The organism is Caballeronia sp. LZ003, from assembly GCF_031451465.1.
In the GTDB taxonomy this organism is placed as follows: domain Bacteria; phylum Pseudomonadota; class Gammaproteobacteria; order Burkholderiales; family Burkholderiaceae; genus Caballeronia.
The window spans coordinates 482910-499597 of the sequence record NZ_JARUXJ010000001.1 but is presented as its reverse complement, the minus strand read 5'-3'; the positions used below and the strand labels follow the sequence as shown (position 1 = coordinate 499597).

The 16688-nt window shown below is 63.5% G+C and carries 14 protein-coding genes; 6 read left to right on the top strand and 8 right to left on the bottom strand.

What is annotated here, in order from left to right; all coding sequences use genetic code 11:
- Nucleotides 1-510: 510 nt before the first annotated feature.
- Nucleotides 511-1812 carry an ATP-binding protein gene (locus tag QCE79_RS02330; protein ID WP_309841534.1) on the bottom strand — a complete coding sequence of 434 codons (1302 nt, stop codon included), beginning with the start codon at nt 1810-1812 and terminating at the stop codon, nt 511-513.
- Nucleotides 1812-2474: a response regulator gene (locus tag QCE79_RS02325; RefSeq protein WP_244827152.1), complete on the bottom strand. Its 663-nt coding sequence runs from the start codon at nt 2472-2474 to the stop codon at nt 1812-1814. Before QCE79_RS02325 ends, QCE79_RS02330 begins: the two co-directional genes overlap by 1 nt.
- A gap of 284 nt (nt 2475-2758) precedes the next feature.
- On the opposite strand from QCE79_RS02325, the gene dacB reads away from it, so the two are divergent.
- Nucleotides 2759-4366, top strand: a complete 1608-nt coding sequence (gene dacB / locus QCE79_RS02320; RefSeq protein WP_309845139.1) for a D-alanyl-D-alanine carboxypeptidase/D-alanyl-D-alanine-endopeptidase — start codon at nt 2759-2761, stop codon at nt 4364-4366.
- A 299-nt stretch (nt 4367-4665) separates the two neighbouring features.
- A complete protein-coding gene (locus QCE79_RS02315; protein ID WP_250463320.1) occupies nt 4666-5775 on the top strand; it encodes an SGNH/GDSL hydrolase family protein in 1110 nt (369 codons plus the stop codon).
- A 105-nt stretch (nt 5776-5880) separates the two neighbouring features.
- Here QCE79_RS02315 and QCE79_RS02310 read toward each other — a convergent pair whose 3' ends face one another.
- The 6 genes from QCE79_RS02310 to QCE79_RS02285 all read right to left on the bottom strand — a co-directional run bounded on the left by QCE79_RS02310 (nt 5881) and on the right by QCE79_RS02285 (nt 12938).
- Complete coding sequence (locus QCE79_RS02310) at nt 5881-6918, bottom strand: L-threonylcarbamoyladenylate synthase (protein WP_309841527.1); 1038 nt, start codon at nt 6916-6918, stop codon at nt 5881-5883.
- A 21-nt stretch (nt 6919-6939) separates the two neighbouring features.
- Nucleotides 6940-8127: a 5-(carboxyamino)imidazole ribonucleotide synthase gene (locus QCE79_RS02305; RefSeq protein ID WP_309841523.1), complete on the bottom strand. Its 1188-nt coding sequence runs from the start codon at nt 8125-8127 to the stop codon at nt 6940-6942.
- Between the two features lie 102 nt (nt 8128-8229).
- Entirely contained in the window at nt 8230-8751 is a 522-nt protein-coding gene (gene purE / locus QCE79_RS02300) for a 5-(carboxyamino)imidazole ribonucleotide mutase (protein WP_244827148.1), read from the bottom strand.
- A gap of 72 nt (nt 8752-8823) precedes the next feature.
- Nucleotides 8824-9714 carry a phosphoribosylaminoimidazolesuccinocarboxamide synthase gene (locus QCE79_RS02295; RefSeq protein WP_244827147.1) on the bottom strand — a complete coding sequence of 297 codons (891 nt, stop codon included), beginning with the start codon at nt 9712-9714 and terminating at the stop codon, nt 8824-8826.
- 181 nt (nt 9715-9895) lie between these two features.
- Entirely contained in the window at nt 9896-11332 is a 1437-nt protein-coding gene (pyk, locus tag QCE79_RS02290; RefSeq protein WP_244827966.1) for a pyruvate kinase, read from the bottom strand.
- A 415-nt stretch (nt 11333-11747) separates the two neighbouring features.
- Nucleotides 11748-12938, bottom strand: coding sequence for a phosphoglycerate kinase (locus QCE79_RS02285; protein WP_250491840.1), 1191 nt, complete (start codon nt 12936-12938; stop codon nt 11748-11750).
- A gap of 668 nt (nt 12939-13606) precedes the next feature.
- Between QCE79_RS02285 and QCE79_RS02280 the strand changes: the two genes are divergently transcribed.
- The 4 genes from QCE79_RS02280 (at nt 13607) to QCE79_RS02265 (ending at nt 16669) form a co-directional block, all read left to right on the top strand.
- Nucleotides 13607-14527, top strand: a complete 921-nt coding sequence (locus tag QCE79_RS02280) for a branched-chain amino acid transaminase (protein ID WP_244827145.1) — start codon at nt 13607-13609, stop codon at nt 14525-14527.
- Between the two features lie 78 nt (nt 14528-14605).
- Entirely contained in the window at nt 14606-14800 is a 195-nt protein-coding gene (locus QCE79_RS02275; RefSeq protein WP_244827144.1) for a zinc-finger domain-containing protein, read from the top strand.
- Between the two features lie 168 nt (nt 14801-14968).
- Nucleotides 14969-16045, top strand: a complete 1077-nt coding sequence (waaF, locus tag QCE79_RS02270; RefSeq protein ID WP_244827143.1) for a lipopolysaccharide heptosyltransferase II — start codon at nt 14969-14971, stop codon at nt 16043-16045.
- A gap of 180 nt (nt 16046-16225) precedes the next feature.
- Nucleotides 16226-16669 (top strand): nuclear transport factor 2 family protein, encoded by a 444-nt coding sequence (locus QCE79_RS02265; RefSeq protein WP_244827142.1) that lies wholly within the window; start codon nt 16226-16228, stop codon nt 16667-16669.
- Nucleotides 16670-16688: the final 19 nt, after the last annotated feature.

Below are 16688 nucleotides of genomic sequence, written 5' to 3'. Positions count from 1 at the left end.
CGTTTAAAGCAAAAGGATCGCGAATAAAAAACGAATCAAAGAGAGCAATGTCACCGAATGGGCGCAGCCCACGTTGACGGGTGCGAGCATTAAAGGATCTCGTTGATTTAACTGCCTTGAAGCACGTCGATCAATCGAAACTAGCTCGCCTGCAGTGAGACGAAATTTACGGCAATTTGTTGTCAGGAGACATAAGCGCGCTCCTAATGTCTGCCGATGTCAATAGACTTACGTCTAACCGATAGAAAATCAGGTCTGAAACGAGTAATTAATTGTGTGGATTTGAAAAGATCCTGTGTTACCGCATTACAGCTTTCCTTCAAATCGCTAACTTGGTTGTTCTTCATTCCGGCGATCGCGTTTGAACAAACCGGAGCAGAATCGGAATCTGGAATTCTTTTTAAACAACGACGGCGCCTAAAGGCGGACGCTGTTTGGCCTGCCAGCGCAGCCCAACGCCCTATGCGCCCATCAGCGCATGACGATCCGATAGGGACCAGCGCGTGAAACTCAAAACGTGACCACGACTCGAAGTCCGCCTGCGACGGACGCTGCAAGGTGAACAGCCGCCCCATGCTGATCCGCAATCCGCCGCACGATGGCAAGCCCAAGCCCGCTGCCCGCCACATCCGTACGCGCGCGGTTCACGCTTTCGCCCACGCGATAAAACCGGTCGAATACTCTCTCTCGTTCTTCCTCTGGAATGCCCGGCCCGGAATCCGCGATTTCGACTACTGAATGTCCATCTTTTATTTTTAGGCAGACATCCACGCGGCCGCCGCGCGGCGTGTATTTCGTCGCGTTATCGATGAGATTGTTGAACATCACGCGCAATGAATCCGCGTCGCCCGTCACGGTGGCGGGCTCGCTTGCCTCGATGCCGAGGTCCACGCCGCGCTCTTGCGCCACGAGCACGTAACCGCGCACGCACGTTTCGAGCAACGCGGCCAGATCGACTTTCGTCGCCACGCCCTTGCCGTCCGGCTCCGAGCGCGCGAGCGCAAGCAACTGCTCCGCGAGCCGCGTGGCGCGCGCGATGCCTTCGTGCAAATCGAGCAACGCCTCGCGCCGCGATGCGTCGTCCTGCGCGCGCGCCACGAGCTGCGCCTGAATCTGCACGGCGGCAAGCGGCGTGCGCAACTCGTGCGCGGCATCGGCGACGAAGGCTTTTTGCGTATCGAGCGCCGTCGACAGACGCACCAGCAGCGCGTTCAGCGCCCGCACGACCGGCTGCACTTCCTGTGGCAAGCGTTGATTGGGAAGCGGATCGAGTGCTTCGGGATGCCGTGTATCGAGCGCGCTCGTCACACGCTGCAAGGGCGCAAGCCCGCGTCCGACGATCACCCAGATCGCAAGCCCGAGCAGCGGCAGCAACAGGACCAGCGGCCACAACGTGCGCCACGCGACGCCCGCCGCGACGCGGTTGCGTATCGAAAGCGGCTGCGCGAGTTGCACGACGTTGTCGCCGACGATCGCGCTATACACGCGCCACTCGCCGCGCGCCGTCATTTCCGTCGAGAAGCCGAGTTCGGCGTGCGGCGCGAGCGGCACGCGCGGATGCGAGTAGTACATCAGCACGCCGTTGCGATTCCAGATCTGGATGACGACGCCCTCGTCGCTTTCGCTGCGCGACGTGAGCACCGACGAAAACGGCTCCGAAGGCAGCGCCGCCGCGATCTGCTGCAATTGATAATCGAAGAGTTCGTTGGCTTCGGCGAGCGCCTGCCGGTAGATGAGCCATCCGGCAAAGCCCACGCCGACAATGACGAGCGCGAGCAGCCAGATGAGCAATTGCCGGCGGATGGACCGCATCAGGCGTCCTTCGCGACCATGTAGCCCAAACCGCGCACGTTGCGAATGAGGTCCGCGCCCAGCTTCTTGCGCAGCGAGTGGATGTAGACCTCGACCGTATTGCTGCCGATTTCCTCGCCCCAGCCGTAGATTTTCTCTTCGAGCTGACTCTTCGAGAGCACGGCGCCCGGACGCGCCATCAACGCTTCGAGCAACGCGAATTCGCGCGCCGAGAGCGCGACGGGCGCGCCCGCGAGCGTCACCTGATGACCGACCGGGTCGAGCGTGAGTTGACCATGACGCACGAGCGATTCGCCGCGTCCCGCGTGACGACGGATGAGCGCCCGCATGCGTGCGCCGAGTTCGTCGAGATCGAAGGGCTTGACGAGGTAATCGTCGGCGCCGGCATCGAGTCCTTTCACGCGATCGGCAATGGCGTCGCGCGCCGTCACGATCAGCACCGGCAATGCGTTCGCACGCGCGCGCAGCGTCCTGAGGACGTCGATGCCATCGCGCTTGGGCAAGCCGAGGTCTAGCAGCATCAGGTCGTAGGGCTCGCCGCCGACGGCCGTCAGCGCGGCCTCGCCGTCCTGCACCCAGTCGACCGCAAAGCCGTCCGCGCGCAGCGCCTTGCGCACACCTTCGGCGATCATCCGGTCATCTTCGACTAGCAGGATTCGCATGGCATCTCGTCTTCGTGGTTGGGGAGACCGGCTTTGAAAGTCGTAGCCATTCTAGCTTCGCCGCGCGCGGGCAGGCTTAAGCAAGGCTTAATGGGTGGATGTGATGGATCTTGCAGGGTGCTGGAATCTATGACGCTTGATCACGCGATGTGACGAGGGGCGTGCTTGCTCGCCGTCCTTGGCCAGCCGACAAACCCCTATTCGTACGATTTTCGCAAGCCAGCTTGTCTACAATGAGCCTTTCGCCCGTGTGGGCTTCGCCTAACAACACCAAAAGCACGCCCATGCCGCTTGTCTCGCTCGTTTCTCGCTGCTCGTCGTTTGCACTCGCCGCCGCAATCGGCTTTGCCGTCATCGCTCACATGCCCGAGGCACAAGCGCGTGGCGGCTCGAAGTCCGAATCGCAAGCGCAGGCGCCCGAGCGCGCGGCGCATGGCGGCGCGAAGGCAAAGCGCGCAGGCAAGGCGTCCCGGGCCGAGAAAGCCGTCGCCGCACGAGAACGCGTGCCCGCCGGGCCACTGCCCGCACCGGTCATGGCGGCGCTCGCTCACGCGCACATCCCGCTTTCGTCGATGAGCGTAGTCGTGCAACGTATCGGCGCGCCCGTGCCGCTCGTCACGATCAACGCGGACCGGCCGATGCTCCCCGCATCGACGATGAAGCTCGTCACGACTTACTCGGGCCTCTCGCTGCTCGGCCCCGACTATCGCTGGAAAACCACCGCCTACGCCGATGGCGATGTCGACGCACAAGGCGTGCTGCACGGCAATCTCTACATTCAGGGCACGGGCGACCCGAAGCTCGTGCCGGAAGAACTGATCGATCTCGTCGATCAGATACGCAAGAACGGCATCACGGGAATCGATGGCGCGCTCGTGCTCGACAAGCGCTATTTCGACGCCTCCACGCGCGATCTGCCCGCGTTCGATAACGACGATGCCGCGCCCTACAACGTCGGTCCCGATCCGTTGCTCTACGCGTTCAAGTCGCTTACCTTCACGCTCACGCCGAATCCGGACGGGCAGGTATCCATCGACGTATTGCCGCAACTGGCGCAACTGCAGATCGACAACGAATTGCGCGTGACGCGCGGCGCGTGCGCGGGCACGTTGCCGTCCGCATCGCCGAGCGTGGCGCAGACGCAGGGCGGCTTCGTGCAGGCGTCGTTCATCGGCGACTATCCGTTGCGCTGCGGCTCGCGCACCATCAACGTCGCCGCGCTCGACCATTCGACGTTCTTCGCAGGCGGCTTCCTCGCGCTGTGGAAGCAGGCGGGCGGCACGTTTCAGGGCGCCACGCGCGAAGGCCCGACGCCTTCGTCGGCGCGGCTCGTCGGCACGCATCGCAGCCCGGTGCTGTCGGATATCGTGCGCGACATCAACAAGTTCAGTAACAACGTGATGGCGCGAAATCTGTTTCTGACCATCGGCGCGGCGCAACTGAAACCGCCCGCGACGACCGCCAAATCCTCGCAGGCCATCCAGACGTTTCTCAAGAAAAGCGCCCTGCCAATGGCCGGTCTCGTGCTCGACAACGGCTCCGGACTCTCGCGCGACGAAACCATCTCCGCGCTCTCCCTTGCCGACCTTCTGCAAGCGGCGAACGCGAGTCCGGTCGCGCAAGTGTTCGTCGAATCGCTGCCCATTGCCGGCGTGGACGGCACCATGCGCAACCGCCTGACCAACGCGGGCGCGTTCGGCAATGCGCACATCAAGACCGGCACCTTGCGCGATGTCCGGGCGATCGCGGGCTACGTCGGCGCGGCCAATGGCGAGAGTTATGTCGTGGTGAGCTTCATCAACGATCCGCGCGCCGAGGCAGCACGCGCCGCGCACGACGCGCTCCTCGAATGGGTGTACGAAGGCGCGCGCAAGCCGGGCATCGAAGACTGAACGCGCGTTGCGCCAAGCATAGGAGGCAGGCGCGACGCAATTGAGCCAAACCCGCGCCCGGCAAGGCGGACCGAAGATTTCTTCTACGAAGACCGCCCGCGCCTGCACGCGCGCCGTGTACGCTGTCGGGCACGCATGACGGAAGGATGACTCGACCACCTTCGTGATGCACAATTCGTTCGAGCGCACGCGCGTATCGAGGCGCACGCCGGACGAAACGCAGACAGACACGCGGGCCAACACAAGGCACACGCGCTGCGGATTCAAACACATAACACCGAAAATTGGAGACGAGGTCCATGAAGAAGCAACTCTCGACGCGCGCCGCCCTGGTGCGCTACGCCCGAATCGCCACGGCGAGCGCCGCTTTCGCCCTGATTGCCGCGTGCGGCGGCGGTGGCGACGACAACAACAATTCGTTGCCGCCGGGCGGTGTCAAACTGCAAGTCGTCTCTTTCGGCGATAGCCTCTCCGACGTCGGCACCTACGCGCCGGTGGCGGCGGCGAACTTCGGCGGCGGCCGCTTCACGACCAATCCCGGTCAGGTGTGGGTTCAGGATGTCGCGCAATACTACGGCGACACGCTCACGCCCGCGATGACCGGTGGCTTCGGCACGCCGCCCCAGGCGCAATCGGGGCTCGGCTACGCGCAGGGCGGATCGCGCGTGACCAATCCTATCGGCGTGAGTCATGCGACGACCGATCCGGCCAATTACACGGGCGCGCTGACGGTGCCGGTGGCGCAACAGGTGACGAACTATCTGGCGTCGCACGGTAGCTTCAATTCGAATCAGCTCGTCATCGTCAATGGCGGCGCGAACGATATTCTGTACAACCTCACGGCCGTGCAGGCAGGACAGATGACGCCAGCGCAGGCGACCACCGCCATCGTGCAATCGGCGATCGATCTGGCGGGCGTCATCGGCTCGGTGCTGCAGCATGGCGCAACGCATGTGCTGGTGTCGAACGTGCCGGATATCGGCACCACGCCGCAGGGCATGATGAGCAACGCGGCCGTCAAGGCGCTGCTGACGCAGGCATCGCTAGGCTTCAATCAGGCGCTTGCCGCCGCGTTGACGCAATCGGGCCTGATGTCGAAGGTGATTTACCTGGATATCGTGCCGGCGCTCGCCAATATCACGGCCAACTTCGGGCAGTTCGGATTCACGGTGTCGAATACCGGCACGGCGTGCAATCTGCAGGCGATGGCCGCGGCAGCAGCGGCTTTCGGCGAGCCGAATCCGCAAGCGTTCGCCACTTCGCTTTTCTGCTCGCCGCAGAACTACACGGTGGCCAACGCGGATCAACTTTATATGTACGCGGACACCGTGCACCCGACGACGCATCTGCATGCGCTGTATGCGCAGACGGCGGAGCAGAAGGTCGCGGCGGCGGGGTTGGGTAAGTAGTCCGGTTTATTGGAAGTCGGCGAGCCGCCCGGAGATGGTCTTCCGGGCGGTTTCTTTTTGCCGTGGACAATCCTTCGCGTCGCTGTCGAAGCGAACATGAGCGAGCTAAGCGCCTTCCCCTTCGAATGCCGCCGCCGCTCTTCCCAGCCGGTCATTCACCGCGATCCACTCGACCGATTCCGGCAGCTTCTCGATGAGAATGCGTTCGACATTCGCCCGATCCAGCGCCCGCAGCAAGCCATACAACTCCCGCGCATAACTCTGCGGGTCTTCAGGTGCGGCCACGAAGTGCACGCCGGAATCGCGCGCCCAATCGCCTGCGCTCGACGCACGCGCCACCAGCGCGATCTTCTTGTCGCGCGCATTGGCACGGGCCGCAACGAGGATCGGTTCGATCGCCGCGAAAGGCAGCAACGCGAGCGGCGTCCTCGGCGCGTAATGCGCCTTCAGCGTGCCCGAGGCGCGCGGCGCGGTGGCATCCGTTCCATCCGGCAATCTCGGCGCGACGCCGATCACATCCGCGATCTGCAGCGGACTCACGTGTCCCGGCCGCAACAAAGCGGGAAAGCCGCGCGATAAATCCAGAATCGTCGATTCGATTCCCACTTGCGCCGTCCCGCCATCGAGCACATGAACGCTCGCGCCGAATTCATCGCGAACATGTTGTGCGCTCGTCGGACTTACGTGTCCGAAGCGATTCGCCGAAGGCCCCGCCACGCCGCCTTGCTTGCCCGTTCCGCTGCGTAAAGCGTGAAACGCCGACAACAGCCGCTGCGCCACCGGATGCGACGGGCAACGAATGCCCACCGAATCCTGCCCGCCGCTCACCGCCGCCGGAATGCGCTCCGCGCGCTTGAGGATGAGCGTCAAGGGTCCGGGCCAGAAGGCGTCGATGAGCTTTTGTGCATCCGCCGGCAACGCGCTTACCCAATAGCCTGGATCGGCTTCGGGCGCGAGATGCACGATCACCGGATGATTCGCCGGCCTGCCCTTCGCGGCATAGATGCGCGCGATGGCTTCGGGATTCTCGGCATCGCCGCCGAGGCCGTAGACCGTTTCAGTCGGAAACGCGACGAGTTCGCCTGCGTCGAGCAGGGCCGCTGCTTCGTCGATCTGCGCGGCGCTCGGATGGATGATGGTCATTGCCTTACTGCTTCAAGTCTTTCAATCGAGCGCGATATGCAACATGCGCGCACAGTCGCGCGCCGCCGTGCGCGCCTCTTCCAGCGTCGCCGCCGTGAAGTTGATGTGACCCATCTTGCGGCCATGGCGCGCTTCTTCCTTGCCGTACAGATGCAGGCGCGCAGCCGGCATTGCCACGACGTCGGTCCAGGCAGGAGCGCGTTGCTTGTCGCCGTTGAACCAGATATCGCCGAGCAGATTCAGCATTGCGGCTGGTGAATGCTGGCGCGTATCGCCGAGCGGCATGCCGGTCATCGCGCGGACTTGCTGTTCGAACTGGCTCGTGGCGCAGGCATCGACCGTGTAATGGCCGGAATTGTGCGGACGCGGCGCCATTTCATTGGCGATGAGCGTTCCGTCTTCCAGCACGAAGAATTCGACGCACAACACGCCGACATAGCCCAACTTCGCCGCGATGGTCAACGCCGAATCCTGCGCTTGCGCGACGAGCGCGGCGGGCGCATCGGGCGCAGGCACGACGGTCTTTGCCAGAATGCCGCCGACATGCGAATTCTGCGCAAGCGGGAACACGGCCGACTTGCCGTCGCCGCCACGCGCGATCAGCACGGACACTTCGTACTTCAACGGCATGCGTTTTTCGAGCACGCACGGCACGCCCGAAAGCGAGCCATACGCGTTCCGCACTTCCTGCACGTTGCGCACGCTCACCTGTCCCTTGCCGTCATAGCCAAGGCGCGCGGTCTTGAGAATGCCGGGCAGCACTGCCGCGATCTTCTCGTCCGACAACGCTGCAAGCGCTTCCGGCGATTCGATCACCACGTGCGGCGCGACCGGCACGCCCGCCTCGGCGATAAACCGCTTCTCCGCGACGCGATCCTGCGCAATTGCCACGCAACTCGCCGCCGGGCTCACGAACGTGCACGAAGCGAGATATTCGAGACTTGCCGACGGCACGTTCTCGAACTCGGTGGAAACCGCCGCGCACAAGCGGCCGAGTTCGGTGAGCGCGGCCTTGTCTTCGTAACCGGCGCGGATGTGACGATCAGCGACCGCGCCCGCCGGACTCGTCTGGTCGGGATCGAGCACGGCGACGCGATAGCCCATCGACTGCGCGGCAAAGCAGAACATGCGGCCGAGCTGGCCGCCGCCGACCATGCCGAGCCACGCGCCGGGCAGGATGGGTGAGTTCGGGGATTTGTTTGGGTTCATCGTGGGCTGGGGCTTGCCGGGACTGATTTGCTGGTTTGATTTCCAGACGCCGCGCATAGGGGCGCGCGGCATCGCACTTCAATGCTTCGACGTTTGAACGCTTCAGAGCGGAGGCAGCGCCATATCGCGCGCGGCCTGGTTCTGCTTCACACGGAACGCGGCCAGCGCTTCGGCGTAACGCGCATTGGTCACGCTCAGAATGGACACCGCGAAGAGCGCCGCGTTCGCCGCGCCCGCCTCGCCGATGGCGAAGGTCGCAACCGGCACGCCCTTGGGCATCTGCACGATGGAATGCAGCGAATCCACGCCCTTCAGATACTTGCTCGCCACCGGCACGCCGAGCACCGGCACCGTGGTCTTGGCGGCCAGCATGCCCGGCAGATGCGCCGCGCCGCCCGCGCCCGCGATGATCGCCTGCACGCCGCGCGCGCGCGCGCTTTCGGCATAACCGAACATCTCGTCCGGCATGCGATGCGCGGACACCACCTTCGCTTCATAAGGCACGCCGAATTCCTGCAAGATCGCGACGGCGTGCTTCATGACGTCCCAGTCGGAGCTGGAACCCATCAACACGCCGACGAGCGGCGCATCGTGCGAATGCGCTCCGGTCTGTACTTCGCTCATTTAGCTGCTTTCCTTGGGCGTTGGTTCGGGCGCGCCGTCATCTCTTCCAAATGACCGCGCGCGATACGGGTGTTATGCGAGCGTCTGCCCGGTCAGGCGCTGCAACGCTTCCTGATACTTCTCGGCGGTCTTGGCGACGACTTCGTCGGGCAGCTTCGGCGCGGGCGGTTCCTTCTTCCACGGCTGCGTTTCGAGCCAGTCGCGCACGAACTGCTTGTCGAACGACGGGGGGTTCGTGCCGACCTGATAGCCGTCGGCCGGCCAGAAGCGCGAGGAGTCGGCGGTGAGCACTTCGTCCATCAGAAACAGCTCGCCCTTGTTGTCGAGGCCGAACTCGAACTTGGTATCCGCGATGATGATGCCGCGCGTCGCCGCATACTCGGCGGCTTCCTTGTACAACTGAATGGAAATGCGGCGGATGGTGGCCGACAGTTCGGTGCCGATGCGCCGTTCCATGTCGTCGTACGTGATGTTCTCGTCGTGATGGCCCATTTCGGCCTTCGCGGCGGGCGTGAAAATGGGCTCGGGCAACTTCTGCGCGTTTTGCAGGCCGGGCGGCAATTCCACGCCGCAGACCGCGCCCGTCGCTTGATAGTCCTTCCAGCCGCTGCCCGCGAGATAGCCGCGCACGACCGCTTCCACCAAAATCGGTTCGAGACGCTTCACCACGACCGCGCGGCCGGTCACCTGCGCCACCTCGTCCGGCGCGACGACGCTCGCCGGATCGATACCCGTATTGTGATTCGGCACGATATGACCGAGCTTCTCGAACCAGAAGTCGGCCATCTGATTGAGCACTCGGCCCTTGTTCGGAATCGGCTCGCCCATGACGACGTCGAATGCGGAGAGGCGGTCGGTCGTAACGATCAGGAGCTTGTCCTGACCGACGGCATAGTTGTCGCGAACCTTGCCGCGGCCGAGCAGCGGCAGCGATTTGATCGTGGATTCGTATAGCGTGGACATCGTCATGGTCCGAAGAGGTACGGAGAAATGTTGACCGCCGCTCAAGTTGCCGTGAGCGGCGAAAAGAAATGGGAACGGGTCCCGTCGCCGGAACCCGTTGATTTTACTTTACAAATAACGCCTGGCTCGGATCAGGCTGAATTCGCGCTCATCCGAAAGCGTTTTTTCGCTCTACGCGCGCTCAGAAATGATCGCCGACGCGCACGATCTTCAGCGTGTTGGTGCCGCCCGCCGCGCCCATCGGCTCACCGACGGTGAGCACGACCATGTCGCCGCGCGCCGCGTATCCCTTCGACACGACCACTTCCAGCGCCTGATTGAGCGCGTCGTCGCGGTCCATGTTGGTATCGAGATGCAACGGCGTGACATTCCGATACAGCGACATCGTGCGCTCGCTCGCCACGCGCGGCGTGAGCGCGAAGATCGGCACATGCGTCCAGTGACGCGACATCCACAGCGCGGTCGAACCGGATTCGGTCAGCGCCACGACCGCCTTCGCGCCGAGATGGAACGCCGTAAACAGCGCGCCCATGGCGATGGACTGGTCGATGCGCGTGAACGTGCGGTCGAGGAAATCGCGGTCCAGTTGCGACTCTTCCGACTTCTCGGCTTCGACGCAAATGGCGGCCATCGTCTCGATGGTCGTCACCGGATACTTGCCCGCCGCGGTTTCGGCGGAAAGCATCACGGCGTCGGTGCCGTCGAGCACGGCGTTGGCCACGTCCGACACTTCCGCGCGGGTCGGCACGGGCGCGTGGATCATGGATTCCATCATCTGCGTGGCGGTGATGACGAGCTTGTTCGACTCGCGCCCCATGCGGATCATGCGCTTTTGCAGCGCGGGCACGGCCGCGTTGCCCACCTCCACCGCGAGATCGCCGCGCGCGACCATGATGCCGTCCGACGCATCGAGAATGCCTTGCAGCGCCGGAATGGCTTCGGCGCGCTCGATCTTCGCGATCATCTTCGGCTTGATGCCGTAAGGCGCGCCCGCGATGTTCGCGAGTTGACGCGCCATTTCCATGTCCGTCGCGTTTTTCGGGAACGACACCGCGACGAAATCCGCGCCAAGCGACATCGCCGTCTTGATGTCCTCCATGTCCTTCTCGGTCAGCGCCGGCGCCGTGAGTCCGCCGCCCTGCCGGTTGATGCCCTTGTTGTTCGACAACTCGCCGCCGACCTTTACGACCGTGTGAATCTCTTCGCCGATCACGCGCGTGACGTCGAGGACAATCAGGCCGTCGTTCAGCAGGAGCACGTCGCCGGCGCGCAAATCGCGCGGCAGGTCTTTGTAGTCGAGTCCGCAGCGCTCGTTGTTGCCGAGTTCGCAATTGGCGTCGAGCACGAAACTGTTGCCCGCGACGAGCATCGTCTTGTTGTTCTCGAACTTGCCGACGCGAATTTTCGGGCCTTGCAGGTCGGCCATGATGGCGACTTCGCGGCCCGTCTGGCGCGCGGCCTCGCGCACCCATTCGGCGCGCTGGCGATGATCGTCGGCAGTGCCGTGCGAAAAGTTGAAGCGAACGACGTCGAGCCCCGCTTGCATCATCTGCAGCAGGATCTCGGGACTGCTCGATGCCGGACCGATGGTGGCAACAATTTTGGTAGCGCGATGCATGGAATTCCTCGTCTCTGTAGGACCGCCCGTGACGCTGCGAGCACGTTGCGCCGACGGTGAGGTGTTGCTCACCGGTTGCGCGCGCGCGCCGGATCGTGCCGGCGTCGCTTTATCGATTTGCTTGATTGCATGAGCGGGCAAGCCGCCGATGATGACGGGCGCCGCCGTTGGTGCCGGCGATGCCGCGTCTTCGTTCTGCCTCGGTTGCTGATTCTGCGCGCGGGCTTCGCCGGACGACGCCTCGGTGTTCTGAGCCGCTTCGGCAATGGCCCGCGCCGCGAGCGCGGCGGCGTCGAGCTCGTCGCCCGATGCCCCGCCCGCCACTACGTTTCTGATTCCGTCTTTTTGCGCGCCGCCGGCTTCCTGCGCGCGCTTCTTGCCTGCCTTCGCCGGATTTCCTCGGGTCGTCAAGACCTTAAGCCCGCGACTCGAGCACTTCGACCGCGGGCAGCGTCTTGCCTTCCAGGAATTCGAGGAACGCGCCGCCGCCGGTCGAGATGTAGCTCACCTTGTCGTGAATGTTGTACTTCGCGATGGCCGCGAGCGTGTCGCCGCCGCCCGCGATGGAGAATGCCGACGAACTCGCAATGGCCTGCGCCAGCGTCTTCGTGCCGTTGCCGAACTGGTCGAACTCGAACACGCCGACGGGGCCGTTCCATACGATCGTGCCCGCCGTTTCCAGTTGCGCGGCGAGCGCCTTCGCGGTGTCCGGACCAATATCGAGGATCAGGTCGTCGTCGGACACATCCGCGACGGGCTTGGTTTCGGCTTTCGCGGTCGCGGCGAATTCCTTCGCGGTGACGACATCGCTCGGAATAGGCACGGATGCGCCGCGCGTGCGCGCCTGATCGATGATTTCCTTCGCTTCGTCGACGAGATCGGCTTCGGCGAGCGACTTGCCGATTTTCAGGCCCGAGGCCAGCATGAACGTGTTGGCGATACCGCCGCCGACGATCAGTTGATCCACCTTCTCCGCCAGCGACTTCAGAATGGTCAGCTTGGTCGAAACCTTCGACCCGGCGACGATGGCGACGAGCGGACGCTTCGGGTTGCCGAGCGCCTTGCCGAGCGCATCGAGTTCGGCGGCGAGCAGCGGGCCCGCGCACGCGACCGGCGCGTACTTCGCGATGCCGTGCGTGGTTGCTTCCGCGCGATGCGCGGTGCCGAAGGCGTCGTTCACATAGATGTCGCAGAGTTTCGCGAGCTTTTGCGCGAGGCCGTCGTCGTTCTTCTTCTCGCCCTTGTTGCAGCGGCAATTTTCGAGCAGCACGACGTTGCCCGGCTGAACCTCGACGCCATCGACCCAGTTCGCGACGAGCGGCACGTCGCGGCCGAGCAATTCGGACAGACGCTTCGCGACGGGCGCGAGCGAGTCTTCCGGCTTGAACTGGCCTTCGGTCGGGCGGCCCAGATGGGACGTGACCATCACGGCAGCGCCTGCATCGAGCGCGGCTTTGATGGCCGGCACCGAGGCGCGCACGCGCGTGTCTTCGGTGATGTTGCCGGCATCGTCTTGCGGCACGTTCAGATCCGCGCGGATGAACACACGCTTGCCGGAGACTTTGCCTTCGGAGATGAGGTCGGTGAAACGCAATACTTTCGTCATGGGAGTCAACGTAGGTAGAAAAGCGGTTCGGGCGAGGAAGACCGGCTTGTGCCGGCCGGTTCGTGGGGTGGCCGCGTGACTTCGAGGACTTCTTTTAGCCGTGGCAACGACACGCGGATCATGCCGGAGGCGAAGGCCGCGCGAGCGGGCCGAACGCGCGGGCAAAACAGGCAATACGAGGAACCGGGAAAGCAGGAGATCGAAGGAACAGACAGGCGGCGGCGCTCAAGTACAAGCACATGCCGGGCGCGCTCCGTTGAGGCGGTGAGCTTGGGAACCGTTGCGCGGTGACTGCCGGACACACTCTCGACCTCGCTTGATGCAACAGGAAAGACCAGCATTTTAACCGATAGCACCGGATGCTTTTAGCGGCCAATCCATGATGACGCGTATTTGGCCGCTTCCAACCGATGCGCCGGGCGCTGGCTCCACGCTGGTTCCGATCCCGCGCGTAATACCGCGCGCAATACCGCGACGAAAGGAAACTTTGCCGGCAACTTGGCGGCGAAAGGGAAATTATAGCGTCGTGAAAGCCGCTTCGAGATCGGTTCCGTCGCGAAATCAAGCTAAAATAACGGTCTTTCGCCGCCTTTCGGCCCGCGCCGCACTCATGCCGAACTAAGGCGCCAAGCCCCGCATTCACTGAACGAGACAGCTAGGAGAACCGTATGTCAATGGCCGACCGCGACGGCAAGATCTGGATGGATGGCAAGCTGGTCGACTGGCGTGACGCCAATATCCACGTTCTGACCCATACCTTGCACTACGGCATGGGCGTGTTCGAAGGCGTGCGCGCATACAAGACGTCACAAGGCACGGCCATTTTCCGCCTGAAGGAACACACCAAGCGTCTCTTCAATTCGGCCAAGATCTTTCAGATGGAAGTGCCGTTCGACCAGGCCACCATCGAAGCCGCGCAGCTCGAAGTCGTGCGCGAGAACAAGCTCGAATCCTGCTATATCCGCCCGATCATCTGGGTCGGCTCGGAAAAGCTCGGCGTATCGGCCAAGGGCAACACCATTCACGTGGCCATTGCTGCGTGGCCGTGGGGCGCGTATTTGGGCGAAGACGGCATCGCGAAGGGTATTCGCGTCAAGACCTCGTCGTTCACGCGCCATCACGTCAACGTGTCGATGGTGCGCGCCAAGGCCTCCGGCTGGTACGTGAACTCCATCCTCGCGAATCAGGAAGCCATCACCGACGGCTACGACGAAGCCCTTCTGCTCGACGTGGACGGCTATGTCTCCGAAGGCTCCGGCGAGAACTTCTTCCTCGTCAACAACGGCAAGCTGTACACGCCGGACCTGGCTTCGTGCCTCGACGGCATCACGCGCGACACGGTCATCACGCTGGCGCGCGACTTCGGCATTCCGGTGATCGAAAAGCGCATCACGCGCGACGAGGTCTACACCTGCGACGAAGCGTTCTTCACCGGCACGGCCGCCGAAGTCACGCCCATTCGCGAACTCGACAACCGCACCATTGGCTCGGGCGCGCGCGGTCCCGTCACGGAGAAGCTGCAAAGCGCATTCTTCGACGTGGTCGGCGGCAAGAACGAGAAGTACGCAAGCTGGCTCGCCAAGGTTTAATGCAAGCTGCGGCGGGCGAGGTTTCAAGCGTCCCGCCGTGTCCCCGCACGCAACACAAGTCATTCAAAAGAGATTGCAATGAGCGACCTGAAGGAAATGCCGCTGGTTGAACTGTCGGCCAAGGACCTGCCCGCGTTCTGTCCGAATCCGAAGATGCAGCGCTGGAGCACGCATCCGCGCGTGTTTATCGACATCACGCACGGCGAAGCGCGTTGCCCGTATTGCGGCACGCGCTACAAGCTGAAAGACGGCGAAGTCATCAAGGGGCATTGAGCAGCCGCCCTCTTACGGAAGGCCGAAGCCACGCCTCGTGCCCGCTTCGGCCTTCGTCCAATGCGCGAATCGCAATCACACATTGCGCGCTCAAGCCTCTCACCCACATCAACCGACGACTCGCCATAAGCCGCGAGCCGCGTATATTTTGAGATCGGAAAACGACTGATGCGCCGCGCGCTGGTAATAGCACCGAACTGGATCGGTGACGCACTCATGGCGCAGCCGCTTTTCACGCTGTTGAGAAAGCTGCATCCGCGCATCGTGATCGATGCCGTCGCGCCCTCGTGGGTCGCGCCCGTGCTCGAACGCATGCCGGAAATTCACGACGTCTACGCTACCGACCTCGCTCACGGCAAGCTGCAACTGCTGCGCCGCTGGCAACTGGCGAGCGACCTGCGCGATGTCGGCTACGACGCCGCCTACGTGCTGCCCAATTCCGCGAAATCCGCGCTGCTGCCCTGGATGGCGGGCATCCGGCTGCGCATCGGTTACAAGGGCGAAAGCCGTTACGGTCTGCTCAACGTGCGGCATGCCAATCCGCCAAAGACCGAGCGTCCGCCGATGACCGTGCACTACGCCGCGCTCGCTTATGCGCCGGGCGCGAAGCTGCCGTTCGTCGACAAGTTCGCGCAACCGCAGCCCGAAGGCATCGAAAATCCCGCGCCAACGCTGCCCGTGCCGCGCCTGGAAAACGATCCCAACGAGTCCGCGCGCGTGTCGGCGCGCTTCAATCTCGATACGCGCACGCCGCTCGTCGTGTTTTGTCCCGGCGCGGAGTATGGTCCCGCCAAGCGCTGGCCGCCGGAGCATTTTGCGTCGCTGGCGCAGTTCGTCGCGCAGTCGTTTCCGTATGCGCGGATCATCGCGCTGGGATCGAATAAAGATTCCGCCGTCGCCGATGCCATCGCCGCCCGCGCACCGAATGTGCGCAACCTGTGCGGCCAGACATCGCTCGGCGAAGCATGCGCGTTGATCGCGCGAGCGAGCGCGGTGGTCACCAACGATTCCGGCCTCATGCACGTCGCGGCGGCCATGCGACGGCCGCTCGTCGCGGTGTACGGCTCGACCGACCCGCGCCACACGCCGCCCTTGTCCGATCTCGCAAAGGTACAATGGCTGCATCTTGAATGCAGTCCGTGCTTTGCCCGCGAGTGTCCGCTCGGCCATCTGAACTGCCTTCGCGAACTTTCCGCCGAACAGGTTTTCGGCGACTTGCGCGGCATGCTGCTCGCGCATCGTTGATATCTCGAAAATTGATCCGCTGCGACATCCGCTAGCGGTTCTCCGACGGCATCGACCCAAGTGTGCGGGCGCTCACACGCGAATGCCTCCGAACGGGGGCATGCTTTGACCAATGACCGATGCGGCGCTAGTCCGGCACTACGGGCGCGCGCCGTAACGAAAGCCTGAGACCCACGAGCCATGCCACGTTTCGCCCGCCTCTTCGAAGCCGCAGCCGACACCCTCAACGCTTATTACCAGGCTGTCGCGGACGCCAGCATCGACAGCGTGATGTCGTTGTGGATCGACGAGGAATTCGCCACGTGCATCTGCGCGGACGGCACGCATCTGCATGGTCTGCCGAGCATCCGCGCCGGGATCGGCAAGCAGTTCGAAGCGCAGGCGGTGACCATCGAGCCGCTCGATATCCGCGTGTACGACAGTCTCGGCACCGTCGTGTATGCGATCGCGGAGGCGCATCAGCCAGCCGGAACGGTGGCGCCGCGCATGGTGTTCACGACTTACGTGATGGTCCACGAACGCGGCGAATGGAAAATCGCGCACATTCACGCGAGCGAGATGCCGATGGAAACGGCCGGCCAGTTCGCGGTCAAGATGCGCCACGGTCAGGGGCCGCTGCACTAAAAACGCGGCCCGGTTGCAG